Source organism: Mesorhizobium sp. Cs1321R2N1 (assembly GCF_037179725.1).
GTDB classification, from domain to species: Bacteria; Pseudomonadota; Alphaproteobacteria; order Rhizobiales; family Rhizobiaceae; genus Mesorhizobium; species Mesorhizobium salmacidum.
The window spans coordinates 13,060-31,807 of the sequence record NZ_JAPYKP010000040.1 but is presented as its reverse complement, the minus strand read 5'-3'; the positions used below and the strand labels follow the sequence as shown (position 1 = coordinate 31,807).

18 protein-coding genes and 1 tRNA gene are annotated in these 18,748 nt (G+C 63.5%); 7 read left to right on the top strand and 12 right to left on the bottom strand.

The features are described from left to right. Positions 1 to 205 precede the first annotated feature (205 nt). Both O7A61_RS13270 and O7A61_RS13265 read left to right on the top strand, forming a co-directional pair. Positions 206 to 1,693 carry a HAMP domain-containing sensor histidine kinase gene (locus tag O7A61_RS13270; protein ID WP_337130176.1) on the top strand — a complete coding sequence of 496 codons (1,488 nt, stop codon included), beginning with the start codon at positions 206 to 208 and terminating at the stop codon, positions 1,691 to 1,693. Between the two features lie 253 nt (positions 1,694 to 1,946). Further along, positions 1,947 to 2,023 (top strand) — tRNA-Arg (locus tag O7A61_RS13265). 67 nt (positions 2,024 to 2,090) lie between these two features. On the opposite strand, the gene O7A61_RS13260 is transcribed toward O7A61_RS13265, so the two are convergent. The 5 genes from O7A61_RS13260 to O7A61_RS13240 form a co-directional block, all read right to left on the bottom strand. Further along, positions 2,091 to 3,746 carry an FAD-binding dehydrogenase gene (locus tag O7A61_RS13260; protein WP_337130174.1) on the bottom strand — a complete coding sequence of 552 codons (1,656 nt, stop codon included), beginning with the start codon at positions 3,744 to 3,746 and terminating at the stop codon, positions 2,091 to 2,093. Between the two features lie 110 nt (positions 3,747 to 3,856). Then, positions 3,857 to 4,843 (bottom strand): Gfo/Idh/MocA family protein, encoded by a 987-nt coding sequence (locus O7A61_RS13255; RefSeq protein ID WP_337130173.1) that lies wholly within the window; start codon positions 4,841 to 4,843, stop codon positions 3,857 to 3,859. 124 nt (positions 4,844 to 4,967) lie between these two features. Beyond that, a complete protein-coding gene (locus tag O7A61_RS13250; RefSeq protein ID WP_337130172.1) occupies positions 4,968 to 5,543 on the bottom strand; it encodes a YceI family protein in 576 nt (191 codons plus the stop codon). 69 nt (positions 5,544 to 5,612) lie between these two features. Then, positions 5,613 to 6,182: a cytochrome b gene (locus tag O7A61_RS13245; protein WP_337130171.1), complete on the bottom strand. Its 570-nt coding sequence runs from the start codon at positions 6,180 to 6,182 to the stop codon at positions 5,613 to 5,615. Positions 6,183 to 6,234: 52 nt separating this feature from the next. Then, the gene (locus O7A61_RS13240) at positions 6,235 to 7,125 is read right to left on the bottom strand and encodes a LysR family transcriptional regulator (RefSeq protein WP_337130170.1); all 891 of its coding nucleotides are present in this window, start codon (positions 7,123 to 7,125) and stop codon (positions 6,235 to 6,237) included. A gap of 96 nt (positions 7,126 to 7,221) precedes the next feature. Here O7A61_RS13240 and O7A61_RS13235 point away from each other — a divergent pair, with 96 nt between their 5' ends. Continuing rightward, a complete protein-coding gene (locus O7A61_RS13235; RefSeq protein WP_337130168.1) occupies positions 7,222 to 8,217 on the top strand; it encodes an aldo/keto reductase in 996 nt (331 codons plus the stop codon). Between the two features lie 202 nt (positions 8,218 to 8,419). Here the strand turns inward: O7A61_RS13235 and O7A61_RS13230 are convergent, their stop codons facing one another. From O7A61_RS13230 to infC, 7 genes are all read right to left on the bottom strand, one after another. Further along, positions 8,420 to 9,022 (bottom strand): nucleotidyltransferase family protein, encoded by a 603-nt coding sequence (locus O7A61_RS13230; RefSeq protein WP_337130165.1) that lies wholly within the window; start codon positions 9,020 to 9,022, stop codon positions 8,420 to 8,422. 46 nt (positions 9,023 to 9,068) lie between these two features. Next, positions 9,069 to 11,477: a phenylalanine--tRNA ligase subunit beta gene (gene pheT / locus O7A61_RS13225; protein WP_337130164.1), complete on the bottom strand. Its 2,409-nt coding sequence runs from the start codon at positions 11,475 to 11,477 to the stop codon at positions 9,069 to 9,071. A gap of 43 nt (positions 11,478 to 11,520) precedes the next feature. Beyond that, on the bottom strand, positions 11,521 to 12,573 hold the full coding sequence (gene pheS, locus O7A61_RS13220) for a phenylalanine--tRNA ligase subunit alpha (RefSeq protein ID WP_337130189.1): 1,053 nt from the start codon (positions 12,571 to 12,573) through the stop codon (positions 11,521 to 11,523). Between the two features lie 300 nt (positions 12,574 to 12,873). Further along, positions 12,874 to 13,275, bottom strand: a complete 402-nt coding sequence (gene rplT / locus O7A61_RS13215) for a 50S ribosomal protein L20 (protein WP_006201247.1) — start codon at positions 13,273 to 13,275, stop codon at positions 12,874 to 12,876. Between the two features lie 92 nt (positions 13,276 to 13,367). Further along, positions 13,368 to 13,571: a 50S ribosomal protein L35 gene (rpmI, locus tag O7A61_RS13210; protein WP_006201248.1), complete on the bottom strand. Its 204-nt coding sequence runs from the start codon at positions 13,569 to 13,571 to the stop codon at positions 13,368 to 13,370. A gap of 183 nt (positions 13,572 to 13,754) precedes the next feature. Beyond that, positions 13,755 to 14,381 (bottom strand): methyltransferase family protein, encoded by a 627-nt coding sequence (locus O7A61_RS13205; protein WP_140506875.1) that lies wholly within the window; start codon positions 14,379 to 14,381, stop codon positions 13,755 to 13,757. Between the two features lie 239 nt (positions 14,382 to 14,620). Continuing rightward, complete coding sequence (infC, locus tag O7A61_RS13200) at positions 14,621 to 15,157, bottom strand: translation initiation factor IF-3 (protein WP_010912915.1); 537 nt, start codon at positions 15,155 to 15,157, stop codon at positions 14,621 to 14,623. 218 nt (positions 15,158 to 15,375) lie between these two features. Here infC and O7A61_RS13195 point away from each other — a divergent pair, with 218 nt between their 5' ends. The 4 genes from O7A61_RS13195 (at position 15,376) to O7A61_RS13180 (ending at position 18,746) form a co-directional block, all read left to right on the top strand. Next, on the top strand, positions 15,376 to 16,143 hold the full coding sequence (locus tag O7A61_RS13195) for an alpha/beta hydrolase (RefSeq protein ID WP_337130162.1): 768 nt from the start codon (positions 15,376 to 15,378) through the stop codon (positions 16,141 to 16,143). Positions 16,144 to 16,145: 2 nt separating this feature from the next. Continuing rightward, on the top strand, positions 16,146 to 17,330 hold the full coding sequence (locus O7A61_RS13190; RefSeq protein ID WP_337130188.1) for a benzoate/H(+) symporter BenE family transporter: 1,185 nt from the start codon (positions 16,146 to 16,148) through the stop codon (positions 17,328 to 17,330). Positions 17,331 to 17,405: 75 nt separating this feature from the next. Continuing rightward, positions 17,406 to 17,888: a DUF2852 domain-containing protein gene (locus tag O7A61_RS13185; RefSeq protein ID WP_337130160.1), complete on the top strand. Its 483-nt coding sequence runs from the start codon at positions 17,406 to 17,408 to the stop codon at positions 17,886 to 17,888. A 99-nt stretch (positions 17,889 to 17,987) separates the two neighbouring features. Beyond that, on the top strand, positions 17,988 to 18,746 hold the full coding sequence (locus O7A61_RS13180; RefSeq protein ID WP_149905538.1) for a M48 family metallopeptidase: 759 nt from the start codon (positions 17,988 to 17,990) through the stop codon (positions 18,744 to 18,746). The last annotated feature ends 2 nt before the right edge of the window (positions 18,747 to 18,748 follow it).

The following is an 18,748-nucleotide window of genomic DNA, read 5'->3' as shown; positions in this document are numbered from 1 at the left end:
TTGGCGCGATCGAAACCGCGCCGGGACGAATGGCCCGAGCGTGAGCGGGCTTATAGAAAGAAGGGTTTTGGAAGTCAATCCGGCGTCGGCGCGCTAAAGACGCACCTCTTTTGGAGCATCTATTTTTCCGACCAAGGGAGAAATTGGCAAAAAAGCCGTAATCGCCTAATCTTGGCTGATCAAGTGATTGTGAAGATCGAGTCGCATGAGCGAAGCCAGCCAAGCAGGGGAAGGGACCGGAACGGCGCCAGCCGCTGTCCGCACGGTACCCCTGTCGCGCGGCCTGTCGACCAAACTGCTGCTGCTCACCATCGTTTTCGTGCTGCTGGCCGAAGTGCTGATCTTCCTGCCCTGGATCGCCAGCTACAGGCTGAGCTGGCTCAAGGAGAGACTGAGCACGGCCGCCGCCGTGTCGATCGTGCTGGTGCAGGGCGATTCGACGTCGCTGTCGCGCACGGCCCAGAATGACGTGCTGATGGCCATCGGCGCCAAGGCGATCGCGGTGCGCGACGGCGGCGTCTCGCGGCTTCTGGTGGTGGCCGACATGCCGCCGCAGGTCGACGAACACATTGATCTCGCCAGCGTCGGCATGGTCAAGGGTATGACCGGCGCGCTGGACACGCTGTTTTTCGGCGGCGACAGGATGCTGCGCGTTTTCGGACCGGTCGGCGACAGCGACAAGGAGTTCGAGCTGATCATGCCGGACTATTCCCTGCGCAAGGCCATGCTCATCTACTCGCGCAACGTCGCCTTCGTCTCGCTCCTGATCTCGCTGTTCACGGCCATGCTGGTCTATGCCGCGATCGACCTGATCATGATCGGCCCGATCCGCACCATGACGCGCTCGATGCTGTCCTTTTCCGAGGCCCCCGACGATCCCGGGCGGATCATTCACCCCGCCGACCGCGCCGACGAGATCGGCGTGGCCGAGCGCGAACTGTCGCAGATGCAGGAGCGGCTGCAAAAGATGCTGGCCGAGCAAAAGCACCTTGCCGACCTCGGCTTGGCGGTATCGAAGATCAACCACGACATGCGCAACATCCTGGCCTCGGCCCAGCTGATGTCGGACCGCCTGCGCCAGGTCAAGGATCCGACCGTGCAGGCCTTCGCGCCAAAACTGTTGCGCGCGCTCGACCGCGCCGTCTCCTATTCGGAGGGCGTGCTTCATTACGGCCGCGCGCAGGAGCCGCCGCCTTCGCGCCGCAGGGTGAGGCTGCGCCAACTGGTCGAGGACGTGCACGGCCTGCTCGACATCGAGGAGGGCATCGAGTTCATCAACGCCGTCGAGATGGCTTTCGAGGTGGATGCCGATTCCGACCAGCTCTTCCGGGTGCTCACCAATCTTTGCCGCAACTCGGTGCAGGCGATGGCGGCCGAAACCGAAAGCGCCGTGGTGCGGCGGTTGGCGGTCTCGGCCGAGCGCATGGGCAGTGTCAGCCGCATCGCCGTCACCGACACCGGTCCCGGCCTGCCGCCGAAGGCGCGCGAAAATCTGTTCGCGGCCTTTCGCGGCTCGGCGCGCAGCGGCGGCACCGGCCTTGGCCTTGCGATCGCGCACGAACTGATCCGGGCGCATGGCGGCACGGTGGAATTGGTCGAATCGATCGGCGGGCGCACCACATTCGCCGTCACCATCCCCGACCAGCCGGTGCGGCTCGACCAAGCCCGTGGTGGCCTGCGCCGCCCGGCCTGAGGGTTTCGTGCTGTGCCTTCCCCCGTCGCCGCTCTCCCCAATCGTTCCCGATCGTCCGCTGTCTGGATTTAGGCCGGCCCCACAGCGGCTCGAAGTGGCGGGATCGGCGCCGGCATCGCCGCGTGACAGGCTTGCGACAAAACTTTTGCCGGATCGGCTTGCTTTTCGTAAATTCAGTCGTTAGGGAACTGCACACATTCGCGGCCGGTCTTTCGGACCGGATCGCGGGGCCGTCGAAAACATGGCCTGATGCGCGCCCGTAGCTCAGCTGGATAGAGCACCAGACTACGAATCTGGGGGTCAGGAGTTCGAATCTCTTCGGGCGCGCCAAAACTTTCCTAGACTGCAGTTCGTCGATGGCAACGGCTCGGCCGAGCGCGGGCAAGCCGCTGCCGTCTCATGTCACCGACCGCGCCGCCGCCCTTCCCGCACTGCGCCCCGAGAAAATGCAGCCACCCAGGAACGTGCCTTCGAGCGCCGCGTAACCATGCACGCCGCCGCCGCCGAAACCGGCGGCTTCGCCGACGGCATAGAGGCCCGGCACAGGCTGACCGTCGGGTCCGAGCACGCGGCTGTCGAGATCGGTCTGCAGGCCGCCCAGCGTCTTGCGGGTCAGGATGTTGAGGCGCACCGCGATCAGCGGTCCGTTCGCGGGGTCGAGCATCTTGTGCGGCTTTGCCGTGCGGATCAGCCGGTCGCCGAGATAGGCACGGGCGCCGCGCAGCGCGGTGATCTGCATGTCCTTGGAGAACGGATTGTCGAGTTGCCTGTCGCGGGCGCGGATCTCGCGCTCGACCCCTGCCACATCGAGCAGCGGTTCGCCGGCCAGCGCGTTCATGCTGGCGACAAGTTTTGGCAATTCGGTCTCGACGATGAAGTCCTCGCCCTTTTCCATGAACGCCTTGACGGGGCCGGGGATGCCCGACGTGGCGCGGCCGAGCACCTGGCGCCAGCTTTTTCCCGTCAAATCGGGGTTCTGTTCGGAACCCGACAGCGCGAACTCCTTCTGGATGATTTTCTTCGTCAGGATGAACCAGGAATAGTCGAAGCCGGTGCTCATGATGTGGCTGAGCGTGCCCAGCGTGTCGAAGCCGGGATAGAGCGGCACCGGCAGGCGTTTCCCACGCGCATCGAGCCACAGCGAGGACGGGCCGGGCAGGATGCGGATCGCGTGATCGGTCCAGATCGGCGCCCAGTTCTTGATGCCCTCGACATAGTGCCACATCCGGTCGCGGTTGATGATCGAGCCGCCGGCCTGTTCCGATATGGCCAGCATGCGCCCATCGACATGGTCCGGCACGCCGGTGATCATGCGCTTCGGCGCGTTGCCCAGCCGCTTGGGCCAGTTTTCCCGCACCAGCCGGTGGTTGGCGCCGATGCCGCCGGAGGCGACGATTACGGCTTGGGCATGAAGCTCGAAGTCGCCTGAGACCTCGCGCGAGCTCTTGTGGCCACGCTCGGCAGTGCTCGGCTGCAGGATATCGCCCTGTACGCCGGTCACGGCTGCCCCCGTCCGCGTCAACGCATTGACCCGATGGCGGAACCTGAAGTCGACCAATCCACGCTTTTGCGCCTCGCGCACGCGCTGCACGAAAGGGTCGAGCACGCCGGGGCCGGTCCCCCAGGTGACGTGGAAGCGCGGCACCGAATTGCCGTGGCCGATGGCGTTGCCGCCGCCGCGTTCGGCCCAGCCGACGACTGGAAAGAACTTCAGGCCGCGCTCGATCAGCCAGGAGCGCTTCTCGCCGGCGGCAAAGCCGACATAGGCCTCGGCCCATTTGCGCGGCCAGTGGTCTTCCGGCCGGTCGAAAGCGGCGGTGCCCATCCAGTCCTCGAGCGCCAGATCATGGGAGTCGCGGATGCGCATGCGCCGCTGCTCCGGTGAATCGACGAGGAAAAGCCCGCCGAACGACCAGAACGCCTGACCGCCCAACGATTGCTCCGGCTCCTGGTCGACGATGATGATTTTCTTGCCGGCCTCGGCAAGCTCGGCGGCGGCAACCAGCCCGGCAAGGCCGGCGCCGACAATGATCACATCCGCGTCGTCAGCCATTTTTCCTCTCAGTTAACCGGCTAAGCAAGCAATTCCAGGAAAAGTGTGAGGCGGTTTTTCCCGGGAAAAGCGCGTAGCGCTTCCCCTAGGGAATTGCGTCAAACAATGGCTCAGACGGTCTCCCACCCGCCTGTGTCTCCGGCGCGGAAGATGGCGTCGATGACTTTCTGGTTGAGCACGGATTCTTCCAGCGTGAAGACCCGCTCCTTGCCGCCAAGTGCTGCCCGCGCGAAGGTCTCGACCTCGAGCCTGTATTGCTGTGTGCCGGGGAAGCGGAACACCTGCGCCTCGGTGTGGTTCTGGTTGTGCAGTTCGACGCGGTGATGGTCGTAGAGCCCGGCATTGAAGGGCGAGAACACTTCGATGAAACCCTTCTCACCGTGGAACACCATCACCTGGCGTGCCGCCATCTGGGTCGACAAATAGAAGGACAGTTCGAAATCGCCGAAATCGGCGCGGATCGAGGAATAGATATCGGTTCCGAATGTCTTGTCGCGCTCGATCGTCGCCTGCACGCGCAACGGCTCCTTGCCGGTCGAAAAGCGCGTCGACACGGTCGGGTAGACGCCGATGTCGGGCAGCGCGCCGCCGCCCAGATCGAGCTTGTTGCGCATGTTGTTGGGGTCGACATTGTAGTAGGAGAAAGCGCCCTGCACATGGCGTAGCCGGCCGATGCCGCCGCTGGCGATGAGATCACGCACCTTGATCCATTGCGGATGGTAGATGACCATGAAGGCTTCGCAGACCAGCACCTTCCTGGCGTCGCGCAGCTTGATCAGGGGCGCGATGTCCTTGGCGTCGAGCGCCAGCGGTTTTTCGACCAGTACATGCTTGCCGGCTTCGATGGCTTTGGCCGTCCATTCGACGTGCTGCGAGGTCGGCAGCGGGATATAGACGCCGTCGACCTCGTCGGACGCGAGCAGGTCCTCATAGGAGCCGAAGGCGTGGCGCGCGCCGAAGCGGTCGCCCAATGCCTTGGCCTTCGACAGGTCGCGGCTGGCGATCGCCGAGAGCACGCCGTTTTCCGCCCCGACGATCGCCGGCAACAATTGCTCCCGGCCGATCTTGGCCGTCGACAACACACCCCATCGGAACATCACGCTTCTCCATGTCGATTTTACCGGCCACGAGGTTTGCCCGAAATCGCTGGAAAAGCCAATGCGGATGCTCTGTTCCTCGCGCCACGAAAGTGGGCGAGGAAATCAGGTACCGCAGCCGCGCTTAGCCCCTTTTCCCCGTCAGCGTCATGTCGAAATCGACGACGTTGGAATAAAGCGGCGTGCCGACATCCATACCGTAGCGCGAGCGCAGCACCTTGCCGGTGACGTGGAATTTTATCGTGCCACCCTTCAACCCGTCGAGCTCGGCGGTGAATTTTTCCGGAAACGTCTTGCCGCGCGCCGTCAGCCGGCCGGTGACGATCGCCGTCGTGTCGCCGGTGCGGGTCACACTGGTCGAGCGGAACTGGATTTCGGGGCTGTTGGCCGCGTCGAACACCGCGTCGGAACGTAGGAAGGCATCGATGCGGCCCTGGCCGGTGCCGACACTTTCGGGATAGATGGTGAGGTCGACCTTAGAGCGACCGACATCCTTGTTGTCGATGCGGATCGTGCCCTTGAAACGGGCAAAGGCGCCGTCGAAGCCGCCGCCGCCGGCCTTGCCGATGGTGAAGCGGATCGCGGAACCAGCCTGGCTGATCGTATAGTTGCCGGCAGCATCGCTAAGCACGACTGCCGCATGGACTGGCATGGCAAGGCAGGCGGCGGCAGCCGCCAATCCGAGGATTCGCGCACGCATTGGGTTGTTCCTTGTTAGGAGGCAACGCTCTCTGGCGTCCTCACCTCACAAACGAGACCAAGACCCGTTCTATTCCCCGGCTGACGAAGGCGTGATCATGCGCGTGAGCACGCTGTCACGCAGCAGGAAATGGTGGCGCAGGGCCGCGCAGACATGCAGCGCAACGAGCGCGATGCCGGCATAGGCGAGATACCAGTGCGCAGACGCCCAAAAACTTTCGGCGGCGTCGGATTCGGGCAGCGGCAGGTTGGGCATGACGAACAGGTTGAACGGCATGCTGGGGATTTCCAGCGTCGAAACCGACACCAGCGCCCATCCGGACAGAGGCAGGGCGAGCTGGAATACATAGAGCGCCAGATGCGCCAGCGGCGCCGAGCGACGCTCCAAGGCGCCGACAGAAGACGGCAAGAGCGGTGCCGGATTGCCGAGCCGCCAGGCGATACGCAGGATGACGAGGCCAAGCAGCAGAAAGCCCAGGGATTTGTGCAGCTGGATCAATTCGAAGGCCGTGCGTTGGCTTTGGGTCCTGACCATGACGAAGCCGAGCATGAACTGGCCGATGAAGATAATCCCGATCAGCCAGTGGAGGACGATGGTTGCCCAGCCATAGCGGGTGGCGGTGTTGGTGATGGTCTGCATGGGACGCGAACGAATGCCAGGCTGGGTTTCTTCCACCCTTGGGGAGGGTGGACTACCCGCTCACCTTGAAGAAGTCGACGAAAGCCCTTAGCGCCGGCCGCATCTGCCGGCGGCTCGGATAGTAGACGGAAAAACCGACGAAGGACGGGCACCAGTCCTCCAGGACGCGGATCAGCCGGCCGTCGGCAAGCGGCGCGCGGACATACTCCTCGAAGACGAAGGCAAGGCCGGCGCCGTCGACGGCGGCCTGAGCGATCAGATGGTCCTCGTCGAGGATCAGCGGTCCTTGCACCGCGATCTCGACTTCTTCGCCGTCCTTCTCGAACTCCCAGCGGTAGAGGACACCGCTGGAGAAGCGGAAGCGGATGCAGCGATGGTCGGCAAGATCGCGTGGATGGCGCGGCTTGGGGCTTGTCTCGAAATAGGATGGCGCGCCTACCACGGCGCCACGAATGTCCGGCCCGATGCGCACCGCGATCATGTCACGCTGCAGGCTTTCGCCGAGCCGCACACCCGCATCGAAACCGCCTTCCACCACGTCGGTGAAGCGATCCTCGATGACGATCTCCAGCACGATGTCGGGATAGGCTGACGCAAAGGCACTGAGCCGCGGCGTCAGCACCAGATGCGCTGACGTGCGTGGCACGCTGAGCCGCAGGTTTCCGGCAGGCCGGTCGCGCGCCTCGACGGCTGTCTCCAGCGCCAGGTCGATCTCGGAAAGCGCCGGGCGCAATCGCTCCAGCAGCTGCGCGCCTTCCTCGGTCGGAGCGACACTGCGCGTGCTGCGCGCCAAAAGGCGCACGCCAAGCCGTGCTTCCAGGCTGGAGACCGCGTGGCTCACCGCCGAAGGCGCGATGGCCAGTTCCCTGGCCGCACCGCGAAAACTGCCGCATTGGGCAACGGTTGCCAGCACCGCAAGCTGTGAGAGATGTGCTCGGTTCATTGATCTATTTCTTGGAACGACCCGTACGAAGAAGAGCCGATTATCGAACGGACTGCAAGGCGTTATGTCTGCCGCATCACAACAAGGAGATGCGTGATGAAAACTCGCAAGCTAGGAACTGAACTCGAAGTCTTCCCGGTCGGCCTTGGCTGCATGGGCATGAGCTTTGCCTACGGCGGCCAGCCGGAAGCCGAGGCGATCGCCACCTTGCACCGCGCCGTCGAGATTGGTGTCAATTTCTTCGACACGGCGGAAGTCTACGGACCCTATGAGAACGAAATCCTGCTCGGCAAGGCGCTGAAATCGGTTCGCGGCAAAGTGACGATCGCGACCAAATTCGGTTTCAAGATCCTGGAGGAAGGCACCGGCATCGACCGCATGGCCGGTGTCGACAGCCGTCCCGAGCACGTCAAGGCTGTTGCCGAGGCGTCGCTGAAGCGGCTCGGCACCGATGTCATCGACCTCTACTACCAGCACCGCGTCGACCCGAACGTGGCGATCGAGGATACGGTCGGCGCCATGGCCGAGCTGGTGCGCGAGGGCAAGGTGCGGGCGCTGGGCCTGTCGGAGGCGAGTGCGGCCACCATCCGACGGGCACACGCGGTGCACCCGATCGCGGCGGTGCAGAGCGAATATTCGCTGTGGACCCGCGACCCGGAAGACGAGGTCTTTGCCGTCTGCCGCGAACTCGGCATCGGCTTCGTGCCCTACAGCCCGCTCGGCCGCGGCCTGCTCACGGGCACGATCGCCAAGCCGGAGACCCTGAGCGACGATGACTGGCGCCGTGGCCTGCCGCGCTTCCAGGCCGACGCCATGGCCGCCAATGCCGAGGTGATCGCCACGCTGGATAAGATGGCGGCCGAAAAGGGCGTGACTTCGGCACAGCTGGCGCTGGCCTGGGTGCTGCACCAGGGCGATTTCATCGTGCCGATCCCGGGTGCCCGAAAAATCCGCCATCTGGAGCAGAACACCGCGGCGGCCGGGATTGAGCTGAGCGCGGCCGAGGTGGCATCGATCGGCGATGCGCTGTCGCCCGACAAGGTGATGGGCAAGCGCTATACCGAGGAGCTGCTGGCGCTGGTGAATGGGTAGATAGATCGGCGCGAGGCGCCCCCCTCTGTCCTGCCGGACATCTCCCCCTCAAGGGGGGACTGGATGTTACCTCGGCTTTCGCCAATCGCCGGCGTCGAAAGAAGGCTGAGACCGCCAAGCGGCTGATCTCCCCCCTTGAGGGGGAGATGCCCGGCAGGGCAGAGGGGGGCGCTGTCCCGCCGACATTCAAAATTTCCGCCACTCACCAAGGCACCACCCTAATCTCCGGCCAGTTCTCCTTTGCCCGCTTGCCCTTCGTTTCATGCGTCCGCCGGTTATCCATCACCCGGTTCGGTGTGATGCGAAACGAGAAGAGATCGTCGAGCCCGAACGGCGCCACGAGTTCCAACTGCCCATCGGCATCGAAACGCACCCCGACCGCATGCGTCTTCGAGGCGAAATAGCTGACGGATTCACTGGCACTCGTATAGCGCGGGCAGGGTTGCCCGAACTTCTGCGGATACCACAGATGCACGCGGGCCTGGTTGCGCACTTCGACCGGCAGCGGCAGTCCCTCGAAATGTGCCGCCGCCCTGCGGATCACGCCGTCCTCTGCCTCATAGGACAGGTCGGAGTCATCGAAATAGAAGAGGTCGACATCCCTGATGCCGTAGCCCGACGGCTTGCCGGTCAGATGGTTCCAGACGCTGTTGTAGAGCGCGCCGGACACCACCAGCCAATCCGGCAAGGCAAGTTCGCGCACTCGCGCCAGCGTTTCACCCAGCAGCGGATCAGCCGCGACGAGGTCGAGAAACGCCGCACGTTGCACCTCGAAGGGAAGCCCGGAATACGAGAGATGGTCCATCGCCCTTTGGAGGGCGATTCGCCACCTGCCCGCAATCCTGAATTCTCTATGCCCTGAGCACGCCGCCCGTCTGCTTGCCGACATTGTCGACGATGCGCCTGGCCAGCGCCTCGAAATCCTCGTCGATAAGTGTCTTCTCGACCGGCTGGATCGACACTTCGATGGCGATCGATTTCTTGCCCTCGCCAAGCGACGCGCCTTCGAAGATATCGAAGACCGAGACAGCCGTGATCAGCTTCTTGTCGGCGGCAAGTGCGGCGCGCACCAGCGTGCCGGCCTCGACGGCCCTGTCGACGACGAAGGCGAAGTCGCGCTTCACCGCCTGGAAAGCGGACAGCTCCAGCCTGGGCTTGGTTTTCGTGGGCTTGGTCTTCGGCTCGGGCACGGCATCGACGAACACCTCGAAGCCGCATAGCGGTCCGGAGACATCGAGCCCTTCCAGCGTCTTCGGATGGAACTCGCCGAACGTGCCGAGCACGGTCTTTGGCCCGAGCTTGATCGTGCCGGAACGGCCGGGATGATACCAGGCCGGTCCGCCAGCCTCGATCTGCAGCCGGTCGACCGGCGCGCCGCAGGCTTCGAGCGCGGCGATGGCATCGGCCTTGGCGTCGAACACGCCGACTGGGCCGGAATTGCCGGCCCAGTTGCGGCCTGAGCCGTCGAGCTTGGCCGTGCCGCGTCGCACGCCGGCGGCGACGCGCCGCTGCTGGTCGGCGCCATCGCCTTCATAGGTGCCCGACACCTCGAACAAGGCAACGTCGCCGATGCCCTTGTCGGCATTGCGCTGCGCGGCCGAAATCAGCCCTGGCAGGAGCGAGGGCCGCATATCGGACATGTCGGCTGCGATCGGGTTGGCAAGCTTCAGCGCCGTCTGGCCGCCGCCGAACAACTCGGCGTGCCTGGCGGGAATGAACGACCAGGTAACGGCCTCCATCATGCCGCGCACGGCAAGTGAACGCTTGGCGGCACGGGTGCGGATCTGCAGTGTCGTCAGGATCTTGCCGTTGACCACGTCATGCGCGCCGAGCGGCTGCGGCGCGATATTGTCGACGCCATGGATGCGCATGACCTCTTCGACCAGGTCGGCCTTGCCGTCGACATCGGGGCGCCAGGAGGGCACGGTCACGTCGACGACGTAGCCCGATCCCTGCGCGTGGAAGCCGAGACGCGACAGGATGTCGAGGCTCTCCGCCTTCGGCACCTCGATGCCGGTCAGCCGCTTCACTTCCGACAAGGGAAGGGAAACGATCTTCGGCTGATGTCCGGCATAGCCGGCCACCTCGGTCTCCGTCGGGGTGCCGCCGCAGAAGTCGATCACCAGCTTCGTCGCCAACTCGATACCCGGCACCATGAATTCGGGATCGACACCGCGCTCGAAACGGTAGCGCGCGTCGGTGATAATGCCGAGTGTGCGGCCGGTGCGGGCCGTGGTGATCGGGTCCCAAAGAGCGGATTCGATCAGCACGTCCGTCGTGTTCTCGTCACAGCCGGACTGTTCGCCACCCATGATGCCGGCAATGGATTCGACGCCATTGTCATCCGCGATCACGCACATCTCCGGCGTCAGCGTGTATTCGCGCCCGTCGAGCGCCTGCACCGTTTCGCCATTCTTGGCGCGGCGCACGACGAGATTGCCGGCGACCTTGGCGGCATCGAAGACGTGCAGCGGCCGGCCGCGGTCGAAGGTGACGTAATTGGTGATGTCGACCAGCGCGCTGATCGGTCTGAGCCCAATGGCGATCAGCCGCAGCTGCAGCCATTTCGGCGAGGGGCCGTTCTTGACGCCCCTGACCAGCCTGAGCGCGAATCCGGGACAAAGCTCCGGTGCCTCGATCGTCACCTTCACCGGGCACATGCCGCTGCCGACATGCGGCATGATCGCACCGCCGACGAGGCGGCCAAGTCCGCTCGCCGCGAGATCCCTGGCGATGCCGTAGACGCTGGTGGCATCGGGCCGGTTCGGCGTCAAATTGATCTCGATGACCGGATCGTCGAGATGCGCATAAGCGGCAAAGCTGGTGCCGACCGGCGCATCCTCTGGCAGGTCGATAATGCCATTGTGCTCGTCGGACAGTTCCAGCTCGCGCTCGGAGCACATCATGCCGTGGCTTTCGACGCCCCTGATCTTGCCGACCGTCAGCGTCACGTCGATGCCGGGCACATAGGTACCTGCCGCGGCGAAGGCGCCGATCAGGCCGGCGCGGGCATTCGGCGCGCCGCACACCACTTGCACCGGCGGCTTGCCGCTGCCGGTATCGACGGTCAGCACCCGCAGCCGGTCGGCATCGGGATGCTGCACCGCCGTCAGCACCTTGGCGATGACGAAGGGCTTCAGGCCCGCCTTGTCATCGACATGTTCGACCTCGAGGCCGATCGAGGTCAGCCGCTCGACGATCTCGGCCAGCGTGGCGTCGGTTTCAAGGTGATCCTTGAGCCAGGAGAGGGTGAATTTCATTGGATTGTTCCGTAATAGCTGGCAGCAGGAGGCTTCAGGACCGTCACGCGCTCAGGCCTCCGAACAGCGTCGGCATGTCGAGCGGCCGGAAGCCGTAATGCGATAGCCAGCGCACATCGGCGTCGAAGAAGGCGCGCAGATCCGGCATGCCGTATTTCAGCATGGCGATGCGGTCGATGCCCATGCCCCAGGCAAAGCCCTGGTACTCGTCGGGATCGAGCCCGCCGGCCCTGAGCACGTTGGGGTGAACCATGCCGCAGCCGAGGATCTCCATCCAGTCGGAGCCTTCGCCGAAGCGCACTTCGCCTGGCCGCGAGCGGTCGCACTGGATGTCGACCTCGAGGCTCGGCTCGGTGAACGGGAAGAAGGACGGCCGGAAGCGCATCTTGACCTGCGGCACTTCGAAGAAGGCCTTGCAGAACTCTTCCAGCACCCACTTCATGTTGGCGACGTTGGCCGACCTGTCGATCACCAGCCCCTCGACCTGATGAAACATAGGCGAATGGGTGGCGTCGGAATCCTGGCGGTAGGTCTTGCCGGGAATGACGATGCGGATCGGCGGCTTCTGCTTCTCCATGGTATGGATCTGCACCGGCGAGGTGTGGGTGCGCAACAGCTTGCGCACGCCCTTCTCGTCCGGCTGGAAGAAGAAGGTGTCGTGCATCTCGCGCGCCGGATGGCCTTCCGGGAAATTCAGCGCAGTGAAATTATAGTAGTCGGTCTCGATGTCAGGACCTTCGGCGATGGCAAAGCCGAGATCGCCGAAGATCGCCGCGATCTCGTCGATGACCTGGCTGATCGGATGGATGCGGCCGCGCTCGGCCGGCGACTGCCGCACCGGCAGCGTCACGTCGACCTTTTCGGCGGCAAGCCGTGCGGCGATCGCCACGTCTTTCAATTCCGCCTTGCGCAAAGCAAGCGCATCGGTGACGCGGTTCTTCAGGCCGTTGATCGCCGGGCCCTTCACCTGCCGTTCCTCGGCGCCCATCGCGCCAAGCGTCTTCAGCATTTCGGAGACCGAACCCTTCTTGCCGAGCGCCGAGACACGCACGGCCTCGATCGACGCCTCGTCGGCGGCCGAGGCGATATCAGCCATCAGGGAATTTTCGAGTGCATCAAGGCCAGTGGTTGCGTCGTTCACGATCAAGCTCGCTGCGTTGGAAATCGCTCTGGACGTGAAAGTCACGTTTGGAGTGAAAGTTCAGGCATAAGAAAAACCCGCGCCAGCCGTGCCAGCGCGGGTTCCCCAAATCAAGTGTCGAAAGTGCTTGGGAAGCGCTGGGCTCGGAGCCCGATCCCGAAAAGTTGCAGACTTTTCGGAAAAGATCGCGCTCCTCGCTAATTTCCCTGGAGCATGATGTTGTCCAAAAAATCAGAAACTTTTTGGCATCATGCTCTAGGCGACAGCGCTCTCAAAAGCATTCGGCGTGGTGTTCTTCAGATATTCGAGCGCGACCTTGGCCTTGGCGACCAGGGCGGCGAAAGCCTGCGGCTCGTGGATGGCCATGTCGGACAGGATCTTGCGATCGATCTCGATGCCGGCCTTGTTCAAACCGTCGATGAAGCGGCCATAGGTCAGGCCATGCTCGTGGGTCGCGGCGTTGATGCGCTGGATCCACAGCGCACGGAACGAGCGCTTGCGGTTCTTGCGGTCGCGATAAGCGTACTGCAGCGATTTTTCCACCGCCTGCTTGGCGATGCGGATGGTGTTCTTGCGGCGGCCGTAGAAGCCTTTCGCGGCTTTCAGGACCTTCTTGTGCTTGGCGTGCGAGGTGACGCCTCTTTTTACGCGTGCCATGTCATGATCTCCTTAAAAGCAATTCCAGGAAAAGTGCCTTGCGGTTTTCCGTTCGGAATTGCGTAAAACAAATGCGTGTCCGGACCGAAGCCTTAGAGGCCGTTCGGAAGAAAATTCTTGATGACCTTCTTGCCATCCGGTTCAGCCAGAACCATCGTGCCGCGGGCATTTCGAATGAACTTGTTGGAACGCTTGATCATGCCGTGACGCTTGCCGGCCGCAGCCGACAGGACTTTACCCGTACCTGTGATCTTGAATCGCTTCTTGGCGGCCGATTTGGTCTTCATCTTGGGCATTTTGCTACTCCGTAATGTTGGCGCACGATCGCGCTTCTTGTTCGCTTCAGGCCGACCAAAGCCCGAAAAGCAAATGAAACCGCCACGGCATGCCCTGCCGGGCGGCTTTCTTGGAACGGCGGTGCTATAGATCAAAGATGGCGCGGGCGCAACACCTCAGGCCGTGCGACGCACTGTCCCCGGTCAGGGCAGCCTGAACCACACCGGCAGCATGCCCGACAGCTGTGCGCCGTCGATCAGTTCGAAAGCCGGCAGCGCGATCAGGAACACCAGTCCGTCGAGCAGCGTAGTCAACAGCAGGCGCGGCTTGAAGCTGCCGGTGTCGCCTTCCTGGTAGAGCGAAAGCTTGGGGAAGAAGCGCGGCACGCGCGCCAGATAGTCGGCATACGGCGCGCCGAGCGCTTCCTTGAGGAATTTCTCCTCGCGCAGGATGACGATATGGAAGGCACCAGCGCACAGAACCGCGAAAAGGATGATGCCGGAGAACGAGCCGATCTGCGCGCCGACGCCGGCGGCGGCCACGGTCGAGAACACGTAGAGCGGGTTGCGGGTGATCGAATAGGGCCCGCCAGTGACCACTTCGGAGGATTTGCGCCCGCCTATATAGAGCGTCGCCCAGAGGCGCCCGACGATGCCGAGGAAAATCAACAGCACGCCGAACATCTCGATCGATTCGTGCACCGGCGTGTCCGGCGGGAACGTCGATTGGCCGAACAGCAGTGCCAGAAACAGCACCGCGACGAGCACGGCAAGCACCAGCCGGCGCATCTGCTGGTAGTTGCCCAGCCCGTGTTTGTATTCTGTGTCCAAGGTTGGGATCCGATCGTCGAGGAGCTTAGCGGCGATCGCAGCTCTAGCCAGGAATAGGCGTCCCGCCGGTCGTCGGGACGCCCTGTAGCACAATTCAGGCGGATTTTAGCGCGATGACTAGACCTGACGTCATCGTGATCCAAGCGGGTTCCGCAAAAGTGTTCACGGTTTTGCGGTGAGAACCCGCGACAACCGTGGAAACTATGCAGACGGCGCGTTGCGAAGCGTGCGCAGCCTGCTTAGCGCGGCGCCAGCACCATCATCATCTGGCGGCCTTCGAGCTTCGGCTCGGCTTCCACCTTGGCGATGGTCGCCACCTCCTCGCGCACCTTGTTCAGGAGCTGCATGCCGAGTTCCATATGCGCCATCTCGCGGCCGCGGAAGCGCAGCGTCAGCTTGACCTTGTCGCCTTCCTCGAAGAAGCGGCGGACCGCCTTCATCTTGGTCTCGTAGTCATGGCTGTCGATGTTCGGGCGCATCTTGATCTCCTTGATCTCGATGACCTTCTGGTTCTTGCGCGCCTCGGCCGCCTTCTTCTGGTTGGCGTATTTCAATTTGCCGAGATCGAGGATTTTTACAACGGGCGGCACCGCGTTGGGCGATATTTCAACCAGATCGAGCCCGGCCTCTTCGGCGAGCAGCAATGCGTCGTTGATGGAAACATCGCCGCGGTTCTGGCCTTCGGCGTCGATAAGCTGGACCCGGGGAACCCGGATATCACGGTTGGAGCGCGGCCCATCCTTGGTCGGCGCCGCTGCTTTGAAAGGTCTGCGAATGGTCGTGGTCTCCTTGGCCGTTTCGTTCGGGGTTCGTACAAATCTGTGTGGACGCGCCAATGTGGGAAGCGCGCGGCGCAAGTCAATAGCACAGCGTTCTCAAGAAATCACCTGATCACGAGCCTGTGCCAAGCAAAGAAACATCGCGAGCACTTTCCGCCTTGCCTTTGGCCGTGCCAAAAGCGAGGCGTGAAAAAAACCAGGACCGTCCCACAGCCATGACCGCCGCTCCGATCTTTCTCGATGTTGATGGATCCGATATCGCCGTGCGCCATTCGGCGGGCTCGACGCCCGGCATCGTCTGGCTCGGCGGCTACAAGTCGGACATGTTGGGCACGAAAGCCGAGACGCTGTCGGACTGGGCGGCACGAGAAGGCCGCGCCTTCCTGCGGCACGACTATTCGGGCCATGGCGAATCCGGCGGCGCTTTCGCCGACGGCACGATTTCGACATGGCTTGCGCAAAGCCTTACGGTTTTCCGGAATTTCGCCAAGGGCGATCAGGTCCTGGTCGGCTCGTCCATGGGTGCCTGGATCGCGCTGCGCATGGTGCAGGAATTGCGCAAGGCGGGCGACGCAAGCGTCGTCGGCATGGTGCTGCTGGCGCCGGCTCCGGATTTTACCAGTGAATTGGTCGAACCGGTGCTGACCAAGGCGCAGAAGCGCGACCTCGCCAAAAAGGGCTACTTCGCGGAGCCGTCGGACTATTCCGCGGAACCCTACATCTACACGAGCGCCCTGATCGAGGATGGCCGCCATAACCGGGTGATGACCGGGCCTATCGACACGCATTGCCCGGTTCACATCTTGCAGGGGCTGGCCGATGCGGACGTGCCGTCGAGCCACGCCTTGAGGCTGGTCAGCCTGCTGCCGGCCGACGATGTCACGCTGTCGCTGATTCCTGACGGCGACCATCGCCTGTCGCGGCCGCAAGATCTCGAGATGCTGGTGCGGGCCGTCGGTGACATGGCCGGACGAGGCAAATGACCATGCGCCTTTCCATCCCGGTCTCCGCCTTCGTCGCGGCCATCGTCGGCTTTGGCGGCACGCTGGCCATCGTCATCGCCGCCGCCAAGGCGGTCGGCGCGACGCAGGTCGAGACGGCAAGCGGTGTGACGGCGATCTGTCTGGCCATGACGGTCGAGTGCCTGTGGCTGTCATGGCGCACGAAAATGCCTGTCATCACCGCCTGGTCGACTCCGGGCCTGGCACTGGTCGCCGCATCGAGTGGCTTTACGATGGGCGAGGCCGTCGGCGCCTATATCATCACCGGCGTCCTGCTGGTCACAACCGGCCTGTTTGGGCCGCTGACCCGGCTGATATCGAGAATACCGGCTTCGGTCGCTTCCGGCATGCTGGCCGGCATCGTCGTCACCTTCGCCATCAATGCCATGAAAGCCATTCCGGCGGACCCTTGGCTCATCCTGCCGCTGATCGCGGCATTCTTTGTCATCCGGCTGTTCAATCCGGCGCTATCGGTACTGGCGGTGCTGGTTGGCGGTGGCCTTGCCGCCTTCCTTACCGGCCGTGTCGGCGGCTTGCCCGCGCCCGAACTGTCGACACTGACGTTCATTGCTCCCCATTTCACCGCCAAGGCGATCATCGGTCTCGCGCTGCCACTCTATCTCGTCACCATGGCCTCGCAGAACCTGTCGGGGCTGGCGGTACTGCGGGCGGCCGGCTACCACCCCGAGCCCGGCCCGCTGATCGGTGTCACCGGCCTGTTTTCGCTCTTGTCGGCGCCGTTCGGGGCCGCAACCACCAATCTGGCGGCGATCTCTGCGGCGATATGCACCGGGCCGGATGTCCATCCCGATCCGGCCGAACGCTGGAAGACCGGCCCGTTCTATGCGCTTGCCTATCTGATCTTCGCGATTTTCGGCGCTTCGCTGGTGGCGATCTTCGCCGTCCTGCCGCAGAGCCTGATCGTGCTTGTGGCGGGTCTCGCGCTGATGGCCTCGCTCGCCAATGCGCTGGCGATCGCGCTTAGGGATGAGAGCGACCGGATGGCCGCCACCGTCACCTTCGTCGTCACCGCCTCCGGGCTGACGCTGTTCGGCGTCGGTGCGGCATTTTGGGGCCTGATCGCCGGCTTGGCCGTGCTTTTCCTCGATATGCTCAAAAAGCGGCAATCATTTCAGAAGCTTGTCCGGTTTTGGCCGACATTGTCTTGAATCGCCGTTTTCGCCTTCCCATTTCGATTCCACGCAGCCGGTTCTGGCTGTCTCCAACCGAAGGAATGGGAGAAAATGAACACATCTGCATTGATCCGCCCGGCCTGGACGCCGGCGACCATCGCGTTGATGGTGATCGGTTTCATGGTGTTCTGGCCGCTCGGCTTCGCCATGCTCGCCTACATCATCTGGGGCGACCGGCTTGAGGGCTTCAAGCGTGACGTCAACCGCGCGACCGACGGCATCTTCGCCGGCTGCCGCCGTGGTTCCGACAAGGCCGCACGCTGGGGCAGCGGCTCCGCCCGCACCGGCAACGTCGCTTTCGACGACTGGCGCGAAAAGGAGCTTGAGCGCCTGAACGAAGAGCGCCGCAAGCTCGACGAGATGCTGACGCAGTTCGACGAGTATGCCCGCGAGTTGCGCCGCGCCAAGGATCAGGACGAGTTCGACCGGTTCATGGCCAACCGCAACAAGTCGACCGCGCCCACCAAGACCGATCCGGGCACCGGAACGACCCCCACCAAGCGCGGCAAAGGCTCGAACCTGCTCGACGACTGAGGCCAGGCGACAGGGCCAAGGTGTAATGACGGCGTCGCGCGAGCGGCGCCGTTTCTTTTTTGTTCTATTCGTTTTCCTCGAATCGCGTATCGTCCCGCCATGACCATCGGGTTCTTCCGCAATCTGACGAAGCCCAAACCCACGCCTGCCGTGGAGCGGGAATACTGTGTCGCCGGCCGCACCCTGCCGCTCAAGATCGTCGAGAGCGCCAGGGCAAAGCGCCTGACGCTGCGCATCGATTCCGGCGGTCAGGGCCTGCGCATCACCGTGCCGCCGGGCCTGCGCCGGGGCGAGGTGGACAGGTTCCTCGACCGCCATCAGGACTGGCTGGAGCAGCGGCTGGCCAAGGTGCCGACGCGGCCGCAGGTGCGGCCCGGCATCAAGATACCGGTGCGCGGCGTGCCGCACCGCATCGTCCACGAGCCGTCAAAGCGCGGCACCGTAACCATATCGCGCGACGAGCGCGGTCCGCTGCTGATCGTGCATGGCGAGCGCATCCATCTGCCGCGCCGCATCGCCGATTTCTTGAAGCGCGAGGCCAAGAAGGAGATCGAGAAGCTGGTCGTCAGGCACACCGAGGCGCTCGGCAAGCGCGCCAAGGCGATCCGCTATAAGGACACCTCCAGCCGCTGGGGCTCCTGCACCTCCGAAGGCAATCTCTCCTTCTCCTGGCGCATCATGATGGCACCTCAGCCCGTGATAAACTATCTCGTCGCGCACGAAGTGGCGCATCTCAAGGAGATGAACCACGGGCCGAAATTCTGGAAATTGTGCGAAAAGCTCTGCCCCGACACCGACCGTTGCAAGGACTGGTTGAAGCGCAATGGCGGGGCGCTGCAGGCGATCGTGTTCGAATAGGG